At 51.5% G+C, this 14,962-nt stretch carries 10 protein-coding genes; 8 read left to right on the top strand and 2 right to left on the bottom strand.

Annotated elements, in window-relative coordinates; all coding sequences use genetic code 11:
* Positions 1-68 precede the first annotated feature (68 nt).
* The 7 genes from GGC63_RS00790 (at position 69) to pckA (ending at position 7,631) form a co-directional block, all read left to right on the top strand.
* On the top strand, positions 69-1,865 hold the full coding sequence (locus GGC63_RS00790) for a glycoside hydrolase family 36 protein (protein WP_192700714.1): 1,797 nt from the start codon (positions 69-71) through the stop codon (positions 1,863-1,865).
* An 80-nt stretch (positions 1,866-1,945) separates the two neighbouring features.
* Entirely contained in the window at positions 1,946-2,725 is a 780-nt protein-coding gene (locus tag GGC63_RS00785) for a sugar phosphate isomerase/epimerase family protein (RefSeq protein WP_192700713.1), read from the top strand.
* Between the two features lie 150 nt (positions 2,726-2,875).
* Positions 2,876-3,334: a MarR family winged helix-turn-helix transcriptional regulator gene (locus tag GGC63_RS00780; protein ID WP_225947848.1), complete on the top strand. Its 459-nt coding sequence runs from the start codon at positions 2,876-2,878 to the stop codon at positions 3,332-3,334.
* Between the two features lie 47 nt (positions 3,335-3,381).
* Positions 3,382-4,599: an MFS transporter gene (locus tag GGC63_RS00775; RefSeq protein WP_192700712.1), complete on the top strand. Its 1,218-nt coding sequence runs from the start codon at positions 3,382-3,384 to the stop codon at positions 4,597-4,599.
* A 216-nt stretch (positions 4,600-4,815) separates the two neighbouring features.
* Positions 4,816-5,856: a type I glyceraldehyde-3-phosphate dehydrogenase gene (gene gap / locus GGC63_RS00770; RefSeq protein ID WP_192700711.1), complete on the top strand. Its 1,041-nt coding sequence runs from the start codon at positions 4,816-4,818 to the stop codon at positions 5,854-5,856.
* The gene (locus tag GGC63_RS00765) at positions 5,829-6,014 is read left to right on the top strand and encodes a GapA-binding peptide SR1P (RefSeq protein WP_192700710.1); all 186 of its coding nucleotides are present in this window, start codon (positions 5,829-5,831) and stop codon (positions 6,012-6,014) included. Before gap ends, GGC63_RS00765 begins: the two co-directional genes overlap by 28 nt.
* 36 nt (positions 6,015-6,050) lie before the next feature.
* Positions 6,051-7,631: a phosphoenolpyruvate carboxykinase (ATP) gene (pckA, locus tag GGC63_RS00760; protein ID WP_192700709.1), complete on the top strand. Its 1,581-nt coding sequence runs from the start codon at positions 6,051-6,053 to the stop codon at positions 7,629-7,631.
* Between the two features lie 119 nt (positions 7,632-7,750).
* Here pckA and hrpB read toward each other — a convergent pair whose 3' ends face one another.
* Together hrpB and GGC63_RS00750 are read right to left on the bottom strand one after the other, a co-directional pair.
* Positions 7,751-10,276 carry an ATP-dependent helicase HrpB gene (gene hrpB, locus GGC63_RS00755; RefSeq protein WP_192700708.1) on the bottom strand — a complete coding sequence of 842 codons (2,526 nt, stop codon included), beginning with the start codon at positions 10,274-10,276 and terminating at the stop codon, positions 7,751-7,753.
* A gap of 186 nt (positions 10,277-10,462) precedes the next feature.
* Positions 10,463-10,690, bottom strand: coding sequence for a 3-dehydroquinate dehydratase (locus GGC63_RS00750; protein WP_079912907.1), 228 nt, complete (start codon positions 10,688-10,690; stop codon positions 10,463-10,465).
* A gap of 390 nt (positions 10,691-11,080) precedes the next feature.
* Between GGC63_RS00750 and GGC63_RS00745 the strand changes: the two genes are divergently transcribed.
* The gene (locus GGC63_RS00745; RefSeq protein WP_192700707.1) at positions 11,081-14,416 is read left to right on the top strand and encodes a glycosyl hydrolase; all 3,336 of its coding nucleotides are present in this window, start codon (positions 11,081-11,083) and stop codon (positions 14,414-14,416) included.
* Positions 14,417-14,962 lie beyond the last annotated feature (546 nt).

The following is a 14,962-nucleotide window of genomic DNA, read 5'->3' as shown; positions in this document are numbered from 1 at the left end:
GCAGGGGAGGTTCGTATCGTTCGAAAGTAGAAAATAAAACAAACTAAAGCAATGGAGTGTTCATAGGTATGATTTCTGCTCAGACTACTGATTTTATTCAAAAAGCTTCCTCGTTCGTAAGAGAGGCGGACGGTCGTATTAGCGAGCAAACCCGCATCTTAACCGAATGGGACGGCCATGCCGCTAAGTTTCGTCTTGTCAATGAAGGTCTAACTCCCGTATCCGTAAAAGAAATGGTTTTATTTAAGGGTGGATGGCCATATACAGGCGACACCAAGTTTTACGGTGAAGGCTACAGCATGCTGTCGCAGTACGGAGGGACGATCGCGCAACCGGGGCTCATAGGCAAGTTTGACGACCGAAAGCATTATAAGCTTCCGGCGACAGAAGGGTTCTTTACCGCCTACAACTTTGTACTGCTGTCACCATCCGCCTCAAGCCATGTGCTGATGGGCTTTACTTCCTGCAGCTGCTATACAGGTGAAATCCGGTTGGCAGACGGTCATTTCGAGGTGGTGCTGGACGGCGAGCAGCTGATTATTGAGCCGGGTCAAAGCTGGGAGCTTGAAAGCTTCGCCATCTTCGAAGGAACGGACAGGGAAACGCTTCTGGAACAATTCGGCCGGGAGCTGGAGGCCAATCATCCAAGATTGGAAACTCCGGGTGCTCCTAACGGATGGTGCTCCTGGTACTGCTTCGGCCCGCAGGTGACCGAACAAAATATATTTGATAACCTGCATGCAATAAGTGAGCAGGCACCTCAATTGAAGTACATTCAAATCGATGACGGTTATCAAGCCTACATGGGAGATTGGCTTGTTCCCGGAAAATCGTTCAGCGATATGGAGAAGCTGTGCAAACAAATTAAGGCCGAAGGCTTTGAGCCTGCCATCTGGGTCGCTCCGTTCATCGCTCAACAGGAATCGGCATTGTTTCAGAAGCATCCGGATTGGTTTATACAGGACGAGGTCGGACAGCCGCTCGCTTCCAACAAGATTTCATTCGGAGGCTGGCGTCATGGCCCTTGGTACATGCTTGACGGTACACATCCCGAGGCGCGGGAGTATTTGCGGCACGTATTCCGGACGATGCGCGAGGAGTGGGGCTGCCATTACTTTAAGCTGGACGCGAACATGTGGGGTGCGCTCCCCGGCGGCCGCCGTTATATTCCTGAAGCGACGAAAGTGGAAGCGTACCGCATGGGGATGGAGGCTGTCCTGGAAGGGGCGGGACACGACAGCTTCCTGCTGGGCTGCAACGCTCCGATGTGGCCATCTCTTGGAACCGTTCACGGAATGCGCGTAACCGGAGATATTGCCCGAAAGTGGCATGTCTTTGCACTGCTCGCCGCCGAGGGCTTTTCCCGGAACTGGCAGCATAACCGCCTGTGGGTCAATGATCCGGATTGTCTGGTGCTTGAGAACCGCAATATCAAGCTTGTTGATCCCGATGGTACTGTACGCCATGGGCTATCTGCGATTACACCGGATGAGTTTAGTTTTCATGCGGCATACATTATTGCGTCTGGCGGTATGGTGCTGTCCGGGGATGATATGTCTACGATGTCCGCAAGCAATATGGATATCGTGAAAAAGGCACTGACCACACGCAACATTGCGGCCCGGTTCGATGATGACAGCTTCCGGATAGGCAGAGTTTACGAGCCGGACCGGCAGCTGCTCTGTCTGTTTAACTGGAGCGAAACGGCGACAACGCTGACGATCCGTCTTGATCAAGCAGGCAGGCTGGAGGATTTCTGGACAGGAGAGGAGCTCGGCTTGCACAGGGATCAGCTCACCTTAACCGACATGCCGGGTCATTCCGGGCGCGTACTTGTATTCTATCCTTCGAAAGCATCCGTTTAGGGAAGTTATGGTAGAACAATGTAAGCGGTTGTGGTAAATTGAAGTTGAACTAAAATGCCCTCATTATATAATGAATGGAGATGTCCCGATTGAGAATTGCAGCGCAGCTCTATACGTTAAGAGAGTTTCTGAAAACACCGGAAGATATCGCTTCAACCCTGAAGAAAGTAAAAGAGATCGGCTACAATGCCGTACAGGTTTCCGGAGTAGGACCCATCGATAATGAGGCCTTGAAGGAACTGGCGGACCGCGAGCAGCTGGCCATTTGCGCTACGCATATCGGTTATCAGGACTTGGCGAACAATCTGGACAGCGTCATCCAGAAGCATAAGCTGTGGGGCTGCCAATATGTTGGCTTGGGCGGCTTGCCGCAGGAATACCGGACAAGCGCTCAAGGCTATGCGGAATTTGCAAAAATAGCCTCTGAAATCGGCAGAAAGCTCAAGGCGGCTGGGTTAACCTTCATCTATCATAATCATAGCTTTGAATTTGCCAAATTCGACGGGCGGACCGGCATGGACATTTTGTTTGAAGAGTCGGACCCTTCAGCATTTGATTTCGAATTGGATGTCTATTGGGTACAAGCAGGCGGAGCGGATCCGGTAGAGTGGATTCGCAAGGTCAATGGCCGAATGAAGGTTGTTCATTTGAAGGATATGGCCGTTATGGGCGACCGCGAACAGCGCTTTGCCGAGGTTGGCGAAGGCAATATGAATTTCAAAAGCATTTTGACCGCTTGCAATGAAATTGGAGTCGAATGGGGCGCTGTAGAGCAGGATCAGTGCTACGGCCGCAATCCGCTCGAGAGCCTGGCCATCAGCTTTAACAATTTGCAAAAGACAGGTCTTATCAACGTGTAATAGATTGTACCAAAAACCCCCGTGCGCTTCATTGAAGCAGGCGGGGGTTTGATTTTGCCTCGGGTTAACAATAATCCAATTGCGGAGATTAGTTGTTTTTGATATTATTGTTATAACAATTAAAATATAGGGAAGAAAGGAGGAACCGAGTTGCCATTTTATGATTTGGACGCGTCGTTCGGATTTTTGCTTGGCAAAGCCTACCGGAGAATGTCTCAGCTGCTGCTGCTGAGATTCAAGCCCTATAACATAACGCCGGAGCAATGGACCATCCTGTGCCGGCTGCAGGGCAATGACGGAATCAGTCAGAAGGAGCTTGCTGCCCGGGCTGATAAAGATCCGCCTACAACAACCCGGATTCTCGATGTTTTGGAGCGAAAAGGATATGTTCGCAGAGAGATGAATGCCGAAGACCGTAGATCCTTTTGCGTCTATTCGACCCCTCTTGGCAAAGAGCTTGCGGAGAAGCTCGTTCCTATTGAGATACAGGCGCTTCAAGACGCTGCGGGAGACATTCCGTACGCCCAGCTGGAGCTGTTAAAGCAGCTGCTCCTTCAGATCGGCAGGACTGCTGAACAGCTTCATGACTCACAAGTTCAAGACAAATAATCAGCACGATACAACAATGGAACGACAGGAAGGGAACATACAACTACATGAACACAACACAATCATCGTCGTCCAGACTTTGGACGATGAATTTTATTTTTCTGACATTATGTAACTTATGCGTTTATCTAAATATCCAGATGATTACCCCATCACTTCCGGCTCATGTATCAAGCAAATTCGGGAGCAGCGGGACCACGATCAGCTTTGTGATCAGCCTGTTCGCCATATCGGCGATCGTTATGCGGTTGTTTGCAGCTAAATTGTTTGCGATGTTTGGAGAAAAGCGTCTGATGTTTATCGGACTTATCATATTTGCAGTTTCTACTGCAGGGTATGCCTTTATGCATGTTTTGGGTGCGCTGCTGGTTCTCCGCGTCATATACGGCATCGGTTTTGCTCTTGCGGGTACAGCCTTCGGGACATTAGTATCGGAGATTATTCCTAAACATCGGATGGGAGAGGGCATGGGCTATTTCGGCTTATCGACAAGCTTATCAATGTCCATAGCTCCGGTTATCGGCTTATGGCTGCTGAATGCGTACGGCTTCAATACGCTAATCAGCGTAACCTCCGTACTAGCTCTGGTCGTTTTTCCGCTGGCGGCTTTTATCCGGTTTCCGGCGAAGCAGACAGACAGAGGTCAAGCCTCTGCAGGAAATACATCTTCAGGACAAGCTCAAACAAAGAACGGGGTTTGGGAAAGCGGCGCCTTGTTCCCCTGCGGCTTGAATCTTCTATTATCCGTCACGTACGGGGGACTTATCACCTTTCTGGCTCTGTTCGGGAAAGAGGTCTCCCTGGGAAATGTCGGCTGGTTTTTCCTGTTTAACGCGTTAATGGTTCTTGTTGTCCGTCCTTTTTCAGGCAAGCTGTTCGACCGGAAAGGTCATGCTGCCGTCCTGCCTCCCGGAGCGTTATTTACGGCAATCGGCCTACTCTTGTTATCTTATACTTCCGGTATGACGCTTTTGGTTATTTCGGCGTTTTGCTATGGGATCGGCTATGGCATGCTGCAGCCGTCGCTGCAAGCGTGGACTATTCAGCGCAGTGCACCGGAAAGACGCGCGACGGCAACCGGTATGTTCTATAATTCTATCGATCTGGGCATTGCCATCGGCTCGGTCTGCCTGGGCTTTGTCGCTGCCGGAACAGGGTATGCCGGGATGTATCGAGTCTCAGCGGTCAGTATGCTTCTGTTCCTGATTTTTTATGCCGCGCATGTGATTGGCTCCAAGAGGAGACAGACTGTTTCCAAGCTATAACCAAGCTATAAAATATAGAAGCAATTGCAGCAGCACCCTGACTTTCCTTTGACAAAAGCAGATGGAAAGAATTAGGGTGTTTTTTTGTTGCTATTATGACGCTATAAATAAATTTTATCGTGATTATAATACAATTTATCGATTATATATTGCGTCATAATTCCAAATGTGATATACCATATATAGAAGTAATGCTCATTAACAAGGAGGCAGAACATGGCAGCAGGTGTAGGCATTAGCGGCATGGGAAGAATCGGCAGACTATTGGTGAGAAGAATTTGCTCCAGCCCCGTACCATCCATCGAACTGAAAGCGATTAACAGCATTTATCCGGTGGAAACGGTTGCACATCTATTGAAGTACGACACGGTCCATGGAACATGGGAGGCGCAAATTTCGATTCAAAACGGAGCTTTGGTGATCAGCGGGCATACGATTCAGGTAGTGTATGAACGGGATCCGGAGCAAATTCCATGGGCAAAGCTAGGCGTTCAGCTTGTTGTCGATGCTACCGGTAAATTCAATGATCGCGAAGGCGCTCACAAGCATTTGAGAGCAGGTGCCTCTTCCGTGGTCATTACGGCGCCCGGCAAGCAAATGGATCTGACGGTTGTTATGGGAGTCAACGATCATTTATATGATCCTGCCAAGCATACTGTTGTATCCGCTGCATCCTGCACGACCAATTGTGTGGCACCGGTACTGGCCATACTCGATAAGGCATTCCAAGTGAAGAGCGGGTGGCTGACAACGATTCACTCTTCCACATCCGATCAGAACCATTTGGATAATCCACACAAGGATTTAAGAAGAGCCAGGGCATGCACCCAGTCGATCGTTCCGACGACAACAGGCGTTGGGAAAGCGCTGGTCGACGTACTTCCGCATTTGGCACCTCATATCGAAGGGCTATCCGTTCGCGTTCCTACGCAGGATGTATCCTTAATCGATCTCACGGTGCAAGTAACCCATCCCGCTGAGCTGGAAAAGGTAAGAGAGGTGCTGCGTACTGCTGCAAACGGCGATTTTGCCCATTATGTCGGGTATTCGGAAGAGCCTCTTGTATCGGTCGACTTTGTCGGATGCTCTAAATCCGCAGTCATCGACGGCCTGTCTGTCATGGCATCCGGGGATCAAATCAAAGTGTTGGCATGGTATGACAATGAGTGGGCTTATGCCTGCCGTGTTATAGAATTAACTCAAACTGTAGGCGAAAGGGTGGAAGAAGCATGCGAAACATCTATGGCCGTTCTTTAGAGTTGGGAGTTATTATTTGCAAGCATTGCGGAGAAATTATTGATACCGTCGATACCGAAAACGTCGTGACTTATTATAGCCAATGCGATCATTCACAATGCAAGGAAAAGGAAAAGCTGCCGGTCGGAATACCGCCTGAGAAAGCCGCTTCCCTATAAACGATCATATTCACCTAAGAGAGGATCCATGACCCTATGAAAATAAATGAACTTATTCCAGAATCGGCCCCTTTGACCAAGGGAACTATGCATAGAAATGCTTCAGCCGATGCGTTGATTGAACACGCGCTTCTTCGCAAGGAAGGTCAGCTTGCCTCAACCGGGGCATTCGCAGTAACAACGGGCAAATATACCGGACGTTCTCCCAAAGATAAATTCATTGTGGAAGAACCGTCGGTTATGGAGCATATTGCGTGGGGAGCCGTCAATCAGCCAATGTCACAGGTTCATTTTGAGAAGCTGTACGCCAAGGCAATGGATTATATGAAAGCTCGCGAGCTATTCGTCTTTGACGGCTTCGCAGGGGCAGACGAAGAGTATCGTCTTCCGATCCGGGTGATTAACGAACGTGCTTGGCACAATCTGTTTGTCCGTCAGCTGTTCATTCGTCCGACGGAGGAGGAGCTGGCAGCCCATAAGCCTGAATTTACGGTTATCGCTATGCCGGGACTCAAGGCAGAGCCGGAGTTGGATGGAACGAATTCGGAGACATTCATCGTCGTATCCTTCGAGCGCCGGGTCGTCCTGATCGGTGGAACCGAGTATGCGGGAGAAATGAAGAAATCGATCTTCAGCGTATTGAATTATTTGCTTCCCTTCCAAGGCGTCTTCCCTATGCATTGCTCCGCCAATGTTGGGGAAAAAGGGGATGTTGCTCTGTTCTTCGGGCTCTCAGGCACCGGTAAAACGACCTTGTCCGCTGACCCTGACCGCCGCTTGATCGGCGACGACGAGCACGGCTGGTCCAATCGCGGAGTGTTCAACTTCGAAGGAGGCTGCTATGCTAAATGTATCGGTCTTACCAAGGAAAAAGAGCCGCAAATTTGGGCAGCTATCAAAAAAGGAACGGTGCTTGAGAATGTAGTTCTGGATGCTGAGACCGGCGAAGCCGATTACTCGGACAATTCGTTAACGGAAAACACGCGGGCCGCATATCCAATTGACTTCATCGAAAATGCCCTAATACCTGGAACAGCAGGCCATCCCGGGGTCATTATCTTCTTGACCGCAGATGCGTTCGGAGTGCTGCCTCCGATCTCCAAGCTGACGAAGGAGCAGGCGATGTATCATTTCCTGTCCGGATATACTTCGAAGCTTGCAGGTACGGAAAGGGGAGTCACCGAACCGGAGGCCACGTTCTCCTCATGCTTCGGTGCGCCGTTCTTGCCGCTTCGTCCAAGCGCTTATGCAGAGATGCTCGGCAATAAAATCGATGAGCATCAAGCGAAGGTTTATCTTGTCAATACAGGATGGTCCGGAGGAAGCTATGGCGTTGGTCAAAGAATGAAGCTGAGCTATACGAGAGCCATGGTAACGGCCGCTTTAAACGGAAGCCTGGAGCAGGCTCAGTTTACACCGGATCCGATCTTCGGAGTCGGTATTCCTGACCGTGTTGAGGGAGTGCCAAGCGAAGTGCTGCAGCCGCGTACAACCTGGGCCGATACTGAGGCCTATGATGCCAAGGCACGCGAGCTTGCATCCCGTTTCATCCGCAACTTCGAGAAGTTTGCCGATGCCTCGGAAGCGATTCGCGGCGCAGGTCCTAAGCCGGAGTGATCACATTACATGAATATTCGTTAGGCATTCTTTTCAGCTAGTAAGCCGTAATGCTTTAATAACCAAAAAAACCGGTCTATGCGTTCATTTCGCATACCGGTTTTTTGCATATCCTCGGATTAACCGCGCGGACGGGTCCGATTCGTAGGCATAGCCTCAAGAGGATTATCAGGCCAATAATGCTTGGGGTAACGCCCTTTCAAATCCTTCCTCACTTCGAAATAGGCGTCGGACCAGAAGCTGGCCAAATCCCTCGTTACTTGCACGGGTCTATGGGCGGGAGACAGCAAGTGCAGAGTAAGCGGAACTTTGCCCCGTCCTATGCAGGGTGTCTCCGTCAGCCCGAACATTTCCTGAAGCCTGACTGCGAGCAATGGAGCTGCCGGATCGGTGTAGTCTATTGGAATTCGTGAACCGCTAGGGACGACCATATGAGTCGGAGCATAAGTATCCAGCTCCCGTCTCTGCTCCCAGGTAAGCCACGATTCCAGTGTATCGGCCAAATGGAGCCGTTCCAGGTCACCCCGGTTCTTCAGTCCGTACAGGTGCGGCCCCAGCCATTCATCAAGCTTTGACAGCAAGGCTTCATCCGAAGCATCGGGCCATGCAGGATCTACCGAGTGCATGAAGCACATTCGCTGCTGCAGCTGCCTCGCAGCCTTGGTCCATGTAAGCAGGGACAAGCCTTCCTGGAGGATGCCTTCGAGCAAGGCCGTGAGCATGGCATCGGGATCAGGCTGAGGAATTGGAGCTTCCTTGAGGACAAGCGCCCCGATACGAAGCCGCTTACGCGCACGTACGGCCTGGGTGGAGGAATCCCAGCTTACGGTGGATTCCTGTTCGATCATCTCACTCAGATATTGCTCCATATCGCTTAGCTCCAGCGGGGCCGCCAGATGGATCCGGCTCTCTAACCCTTGATCGTCCAGCTCCGCCGCGACCAGATAGGAAGAGGAAGCCAAAGGCTGCATATCTTGAAATGCAGCCCCGCGCCCATTTTGCAGCAAGTAGCGGCCATTCGGTCTGCGCTGGCCGATCCGGTCCGGGTAAGCCAGCGCCAGCAGCAGGCCGCATGCCTCGATGTCACCTTGTGATGCGGCTTGCGGCAGCTTCATCATCCGTTTCCATTGATTCGCTTCCGCGTTCGCCCGCTTGGACGCCGCGAGATCGATTCGGAACCCTTCGTGGTAGGGTTCCATGGTTCTGTCAGCGGAGGCTGCCTTGCGAAGCGCCTCCAGGCGCAGCCTTATGTCGGCATTTTTTCCGGCTCCGCCTTCATTTCTCAGGATGTCGCGCTCGTTCAGCAGCGCAGCCAGCTCGCAAGCGAGTACGCCTAGCCGCATAGGAATGGCTTTGAGCAGCATATGGGCGAGGCGCGGGTGGAGGCCCAGCTCCGCCATGGCTTTGCCGTGCTCCGTGATGCCTCCCTTCGCATCGAGCGCGCCAAGGTCTTGGAGCAGAGCGCGGGCATGGGAGAACGCGGCGGAAGGGGGCGGGTCCAGCCAACTGAGCTCGGCCGGATCGGCTACGCCCCATTGCGCCAGCTCCAGAGCGAGCGGCGTGAGGTCCGCCTCGGCAATCTCAGGTGCGCTATGCTCCCTGAGATTGCGATCTTCCTGCTCCGTCCACAGCCGGTAGCATACGCCTGGCGCGGTTCTCCCCGCACGTCCCCTGCGCTGATCTGCGGAAGCTCGCGAGACGGGGATCGTCTCCAGGCGCGTCATTCCGGTGCGCGGGGAGAAGCGGGGAACACGCATAAGGCCAGCATCGATAACGATGCGCACGCCTTCCACCGTCAAGCTCGATTCCGCAATCGAGGTGGCTAGAACAACCTTGCTTTCATCAGGCCGGGACGGCGAAATCGCCGCATCCTGGGCTTCCTGCGGCAAGCTTCCGTAGAGCGGAGCAATCCTCACCGCTTGGCGTGATGCCGATACTTGCTCGCGGAGCAGAGCTTCTACGCGCCGTATCTCACCCTCCCCCGGGAGGAAGACGAGCAGATCGCCGGGATCATGCTCCAATGCGCTTAGAATGCAGCGGACGACCGACGGTTCGATCCTCCCCTCCGTGCTGCGATTCCAGAACCGTGTTTCCACAGGGAAGCTGCGACCTTCACTGACGAGAATCGGCGCATCGTTCAACAGCTTGGCGACGGGCTCCGCATTCAATGTCGCGGACATGACCAATATTCGCAAATCGTCACGCAGCAGCGATTGCGATTGAAGGCACAGGGCGAGGCCGGTATCGGCGTACAGACTGCGCTCATGAAATTCATCGAAAATAACGATGCCGACATCCTCCAATGCAGGGTCGGCTTGAAGCATGCGGGTTAGCACGCCTTCCGTTACAACCTCGATACGGGTTTCGGAGCTAACCTGGCTATCGAGCCGTACCCGGTAACCTACGGTGCCGCCGACCTTGTCCCCGAGTTTGGCGGCCATGTACCGTGCTGCTGATTTGGCTGCGAGCCTGCGGGGCTCGAGCATCAGTATGCGGCGATCGGCAAGCCAAGGCTCGTCCAATAGAGCAAGCGGAATCCGGGTTGTTTTCCCTGCGCCCGGCGCGGCTACCAGCACTGCGTTAGGACCGGAACGGAGCGTTTCTTGTAGTTTAGGTAATATGGATTCAATAGGTAACCGATTCATAGATTCACTTCTTCCCTTAGACAACAGCAAATAGGATTATTCTATTGTATACGATAAGGGAAAAGGGGAACAAGTGAAGAGCGGGGGAGAGTAGAGAGGAGCAGAAAGAAAGGGCCCCTTAGAGGCCCTTCATAGACAGAGGCAATATGGATGAAAAGATCAATAAAGCTTCTGTACGCCAATCCCTTAATAGAGAGATAATGCCAGCGAGTCCCGTTCGTTGAGGGAATGAAGAATAGCTTCACAGCCAACGATTTCGATACTGATAAGGGAGTCGAGACATTTTTTTATCGCTTTTCTTCCTTTGGTTACCTTGGATTCCAAAGCGGATTTCAATAAGTTAAACTTTTTATTTGTTTTCTCATCGGTGTACACAGGTACGGTTTTGTTTTGGACAGTTATAAATAGTTTCATCAATAATCACCAACCTAATATTGGATATGTAAATAGGATATATTACGATTATTAAAATAACATTAAAAAAGTTTTACAATTTTACTACAGAAGCTATTATTTTTTTTCTTTCTGTCTATTAAGACGGATGATAGCTGGAAAAGGTTACACATCTAATGAAAAAAACTCGCCTCAGCGATGAAGCCGCATTCCTCCCAAGTCCGCTGATAGAAAGCAATGCAGTTTACGAAGTGACAAGATTGGCCGCACGCATTTTGGCAAGGAAGTCTCATGACTACAAAATAGTGCAAGTATTTTTCATAGAATAAGCAAAAATGTGTAATTGTGTTCTAGAACCTTATCCTATAAGGTTATCTATGGAAAAGGGATTACGAGACTGGAGGGATTCTCATGTTGGATCTGAAACGATTTGAGCAACCGCCGTCAGCGTTCCGCATTCAACCTTTTTGGTTCTGGAACGGTGATATGTTAGACGAGGAAATCCGTCATCAAATCCGTGAAATGGCGGATAAAGGCGTCGGCGGTTTTTTTATATGCGCAAGGCAAGGTTTGCAAATCCCTTACTTATCCGATGCCTGGTTCGGCAAGGTTCGCGTTGCCGTAGAAGAGGCCGAGAAGAACGGGATGGAGGTCTGGTTATATGACGAGTACCCCTATCCGAGCGGAATAGCCGGGGGAGAAGTCATATTGGAGCATCCTGACGCGAAGCACTACACGCTGGCACACCATTCGGAACGCGTCTCCGCCGGCCAGCATGTGACGCTTGAGCTGCCTTGGGCCAAAATTTTGTTCGCCAAGGCGGTACCCGTATCGGCATCAGGCAAGCTGAATTGGGATCAGGCCATCGATGTCCGTTCAAGCATCGGCAACTATCAAGCCGACCCGATATTTCAGAAGGCGGGCTTGACTGCCTATAATCAGAAGCGGTTCTTTACATACCGTACGGTGCAAAAGATGGATTGGACCGCTCCATCGGGCCCGAACCTGGAAGAAGCATGGGAAGTCATTATCGTTCAGGAACAGGAAATTGAAGACTTCAAATATTACGGAACCTTCGTCGATCCCTGCAACCGGGAAGCTATGGCCGCGTTTATTAGGCTGACGCACGATAAGTACGCACAGCATCTCGGGGACTATTTCGGCAAGACGATAAAAGGAATGTTTACCGACGAGATCGGTCTCTTAGGAAGTATTCCTTGGTCTCCGCGGTTAGCGGACGAATTTCTGCAGCGGAACGGCTACGATCTGCGGGAGCATCTGCACGCACTGCTGTATTCGGATGCGGAGGATGCGGCCCGTATACGGTATGACTATTATCAAACGGTTCATTTGCTCCTAAGAGAGTCCTATCACAAGCAAGTGCACGATTGGTGCGAACGGCACGGACTTCAATATGTTGCCGAGGTGCCTTCGGTACGAATGACGACCCAGCTGTACAGTCATGTGCCGGGAGGCGATTCGGCGCACGAGAAGCTGGGCCGGTCATTAGAATGGATTTTGAACCAGTATGCGGACAATATGCGAAGCAATCCCAAGATGGTCAGCTCGCTTGCGCGTCAGCTCGGCCGGGAGCGCAACCTGATCGAATGCTTCCACAGCGTAGGCTGGTCTATGACGCTGCAGGATGCAAGATGGATGATAGACCGTATGGCTGCGATGGGCACGAACTTTTTTAATTTCCATGCCTTCTTTTATACGCTGGACGGCCTGACCAAGCATGATGCCCCTCCATCCCAATTTTTGCAAAATCCGTATTGGGAGCATTTTCGTCAGCTGGGCGATTATACGGGAAGAATCAGCTATGCTATGAGCTGCGGAGACGCGGATATCTCGATAGCCGTGCTGCAGCCGACAACCTCCCTGTGGACGTATATGGGGAACCCGTTTCACGGGTTCGGCTATGGCGGCCGTGAGACGCAGGAGAAGGAAAGGCTAAACAGCTTGAAGCAGTGGTGGGTTCGGATATGCAACCAATTGACGCTTAGCGGAAGAGATTTCGATCATCTGGACGCGGAGCTTTTGGCGGAGGCCAATGTTCAGGAGGGAGTTATATTAATAGGAAGAGCCCGGTATACACTGCTGATCCTGCCCCCTATGACGAACCTCGAAAGTGCTGCCTGGAAGAAAATTCAAGACTTTCTTCATCAAGGCGGTAAGGTCGTTAGTCTCGGACAGCTGCCTTACGAGGCTATCGAGCCGAAGCAGTGGAATGAAGAAGAGCTTCTGGCCGCTTTCGGCTTGACGCAATCGGAGAAAGGCCGCTTCTGGACCGGGCATGAGGAAGCGTCTGTTGCCGGAGATCATCCATGGTCATCGGGAGCCGGGAACGCCTACTATTTGCCTTTCCATGCAGGGACGGAAGCCTCCGTCATTCTTGATAAATTGGACGAGCTTTTGGAAAAGCTTCAACCTCAAGCCGTCCGGCTGCAGCCAGGCTGCGGTGAACTAGGTCTGTTGCTGCAAACCAGACATTTGGATGATCGCACGGCATTAGTGTTCATCAGCAACCAAGAGCAAGCCGTCCGCGAGGTTACGCTGAGTATAGCGGATAGCTACTGGAGCTTGGCCGATAGCCCGGCCTCGGGATCGGCAGCTGTTCACTTCGAGGAGCTTTCGCTGGACCATGGAAGCGTGAGCTGCTTGCAAGGGAACCCGTCGGAAGCGGCTTGGCAGCTTCCTATTGCACTGGCTCCATTTGAATCTCGCTTACTGAGGGTTAGCCTGGTTGAAGAAGCCCGGATGCCCGAAGCGGAGGGAAGCCGTGAGAGCCAAGCACAGCCATGGGTATGGCAGATCGGTGCAACGGCTTCGTGGGAGATGCAGGCGGAGCAGCCTAACTCGGTTCGCTTCGATACCTTCCGGATGATTCTGCATTCGGGGGAAAGCAGCCCTGGCGTGAAGACGCAATCCGACCGAGCCTCCGGTGGGGTAACCGTACCGGTCAAAACCTTTATCGATCAATGCGAGGACCTTACGGATCAGCTTCCGTTTCCGGTATCGATGCGGCAGCTGTTCGGAACGCCGATGAAGCTAAGCATGGCTTATCCGCTTCGCGTTAGTTATACATCGCAATTCGTCGTTGAAGAGCCGCTGGAAAGCGTCCGGCTTGTTATGGATCGCGGTGCCATATCGGGGCAAGGGGTTATCCGAATTAATGGGCATGTGATTCAGCCTGAAAGGATGGAACCATATTTCCTGTATGACCATTCCAACGTTGCCTATGATGTAACGGCCTTTTTGGCCGAGGGAGTTAATGAGCTGTCGGTGGATGTCCGGATTGCCCATGATTGGGATGGGGTTGTCGATGCCCTCTACCTGAACGGATCGTTTCTCGTCCATTTCGATGGGCAGCAACGGCCTGTGCTGAGTGCGAAATCGCATCTGTCTATGCCATTGTCTGCCGGGCCTTACCGGGGCTATCCGTACTATGCAGGGACCTTTACCTTTGCCAGAATGATTGATCTGCCAAGCCTGCCCGAAGCGGATTCGTTCGAGCTAAGCTTTATAGGCTGGGATTCGAACCTGCATGATAGTGTAGAAGTAATCGTCAACGGTCAATCCGTCGGAGTCCGCCCTTGGTCGCCTTATCGGTGGACAGGCCCGTCGAAGTTGCTGCGCAAAGGCGCTAACCGGGTCGAGGTCAAGGTCACCAATTCCTTAATAGGCCTGCTCGAAGGCAAATATTTTGATTACCCGAGCCATACGTTACAGCCTGTTAACTCATAGCCAATAGATAATAAGAGGGGAAAATAGATACCCCAGCTCCATATCTTCAATTTGACGAGCCAACGATCAGATATGGAAACTTCCGCATCACCAACCTGCATGTAGTTGCAGGTTTTTTTATTTTCGCGGCTGTCTTGGAAGTTTCCCAAGCTCCTAATTTCAGTCCCCGTTTTGCCGCCTCAATGGGATGGAGAGATTTCCGGGGATATTAAAAATGGCAGGATACTACATTGTGCTGATATGATTACCGGGTTATAATAAAATCCACATCATGAGAGTGATATTAAGGGAACAAATCCTTATTTTAGATTAAGGAATGGCGTTGGACCGTATCTTGTCCCCGATGGTGAGACAGGTCACGGTCTATTTTATTTGGAGATGCAGCCTCTGTGTCGCATTCCAATCCATCCGGCAAACGGAGCCCGGAAGGAGCAGCCTAAAGGGCAAGCGAATTCAAGCCGGTCGACCCGGTTTTATGAGGTTGTCTTCGGCTTCATAGTTTTCCGAGAAATTCCAAATAAATAACCAATTATATTATAAAATTTC

The organism is Paenibacillus sp. OAS669, from assembly GCF_014873645.1.
Taxonomy (GTDB): domain Bacteria; phylum Bacillota; class Bacilli; order Paenibacillales; family NBRC-103111; genus Paenibacillus_S; species Paenibacillus_S vulneris.
Note: the sequence above shows the minus strand (reverse complement) of the source record. Positions and strands in the feature narration are given on the sequence as shown.

Bases quoted from the DNA above. Each gene is read 5' to 3' on its own strand.
- GGC63_RS00790 (WP_192700714.1), top strand. From the start codon at position 69: ATGATTTCTGCTCAGACTACTGATTTTATTCAAAAAGCTTCCTCGTTC.
- GGC63_RS00785 (WP_192700713.1), top strand. From the start codon at position 1,946: ATGTCCCGATTGAGAATTGCAGCGCAGCTCTATACGTTAAGAGAGTTT.
- GGC63_RS00775 (WP_192700712.1), top strand. From the start codon at position 3,382: ATGAACACAACACAATCATCGTCGTCCAGACTTTGGACGATGAATTTT.
- gap (WP_192700711.1), top strand. From the start codon at position 4,816: ATGGCAGCAGGTGTAGGCATTAGCGGCATGGGAAGAATCGGCAGACTA.
- GGC63_RS00765 (WP_192700710.1), top strand. From the start codon at position 5,829: ATGCGAAACATCTATGGCCGTTCTTTAGAGTTGGGAGTTATTATTTGC.
- pckA (WP_192700709.1), top strand. From the start codon at position 6,051: ATGAAAATAAATGAACTTATTCCAGAATCGGCCCCTTTGACCAAGGGA.
- hrpB (WP_192700708.1), bottom strand. From the start codon at position 10,276: ATGAATCGGTTACCTATTGAATCCATATTACCTAAACTACAAGAAACG.
- GGC63_RS00750 (WP_079912907.1), bottom strand. From the start codon at position 10,690: ATGAAACTATTTATAACTGTCCAAAACAAAACCGTACCTGTGTACACC.
- GGC63_RS00745 (WP_192700707.1), top strand. From the start codon at position 11,081: ATGTTGGATCTGAAACGATTTGAGCAACCGCCGTCAGCGTTCCGCATT.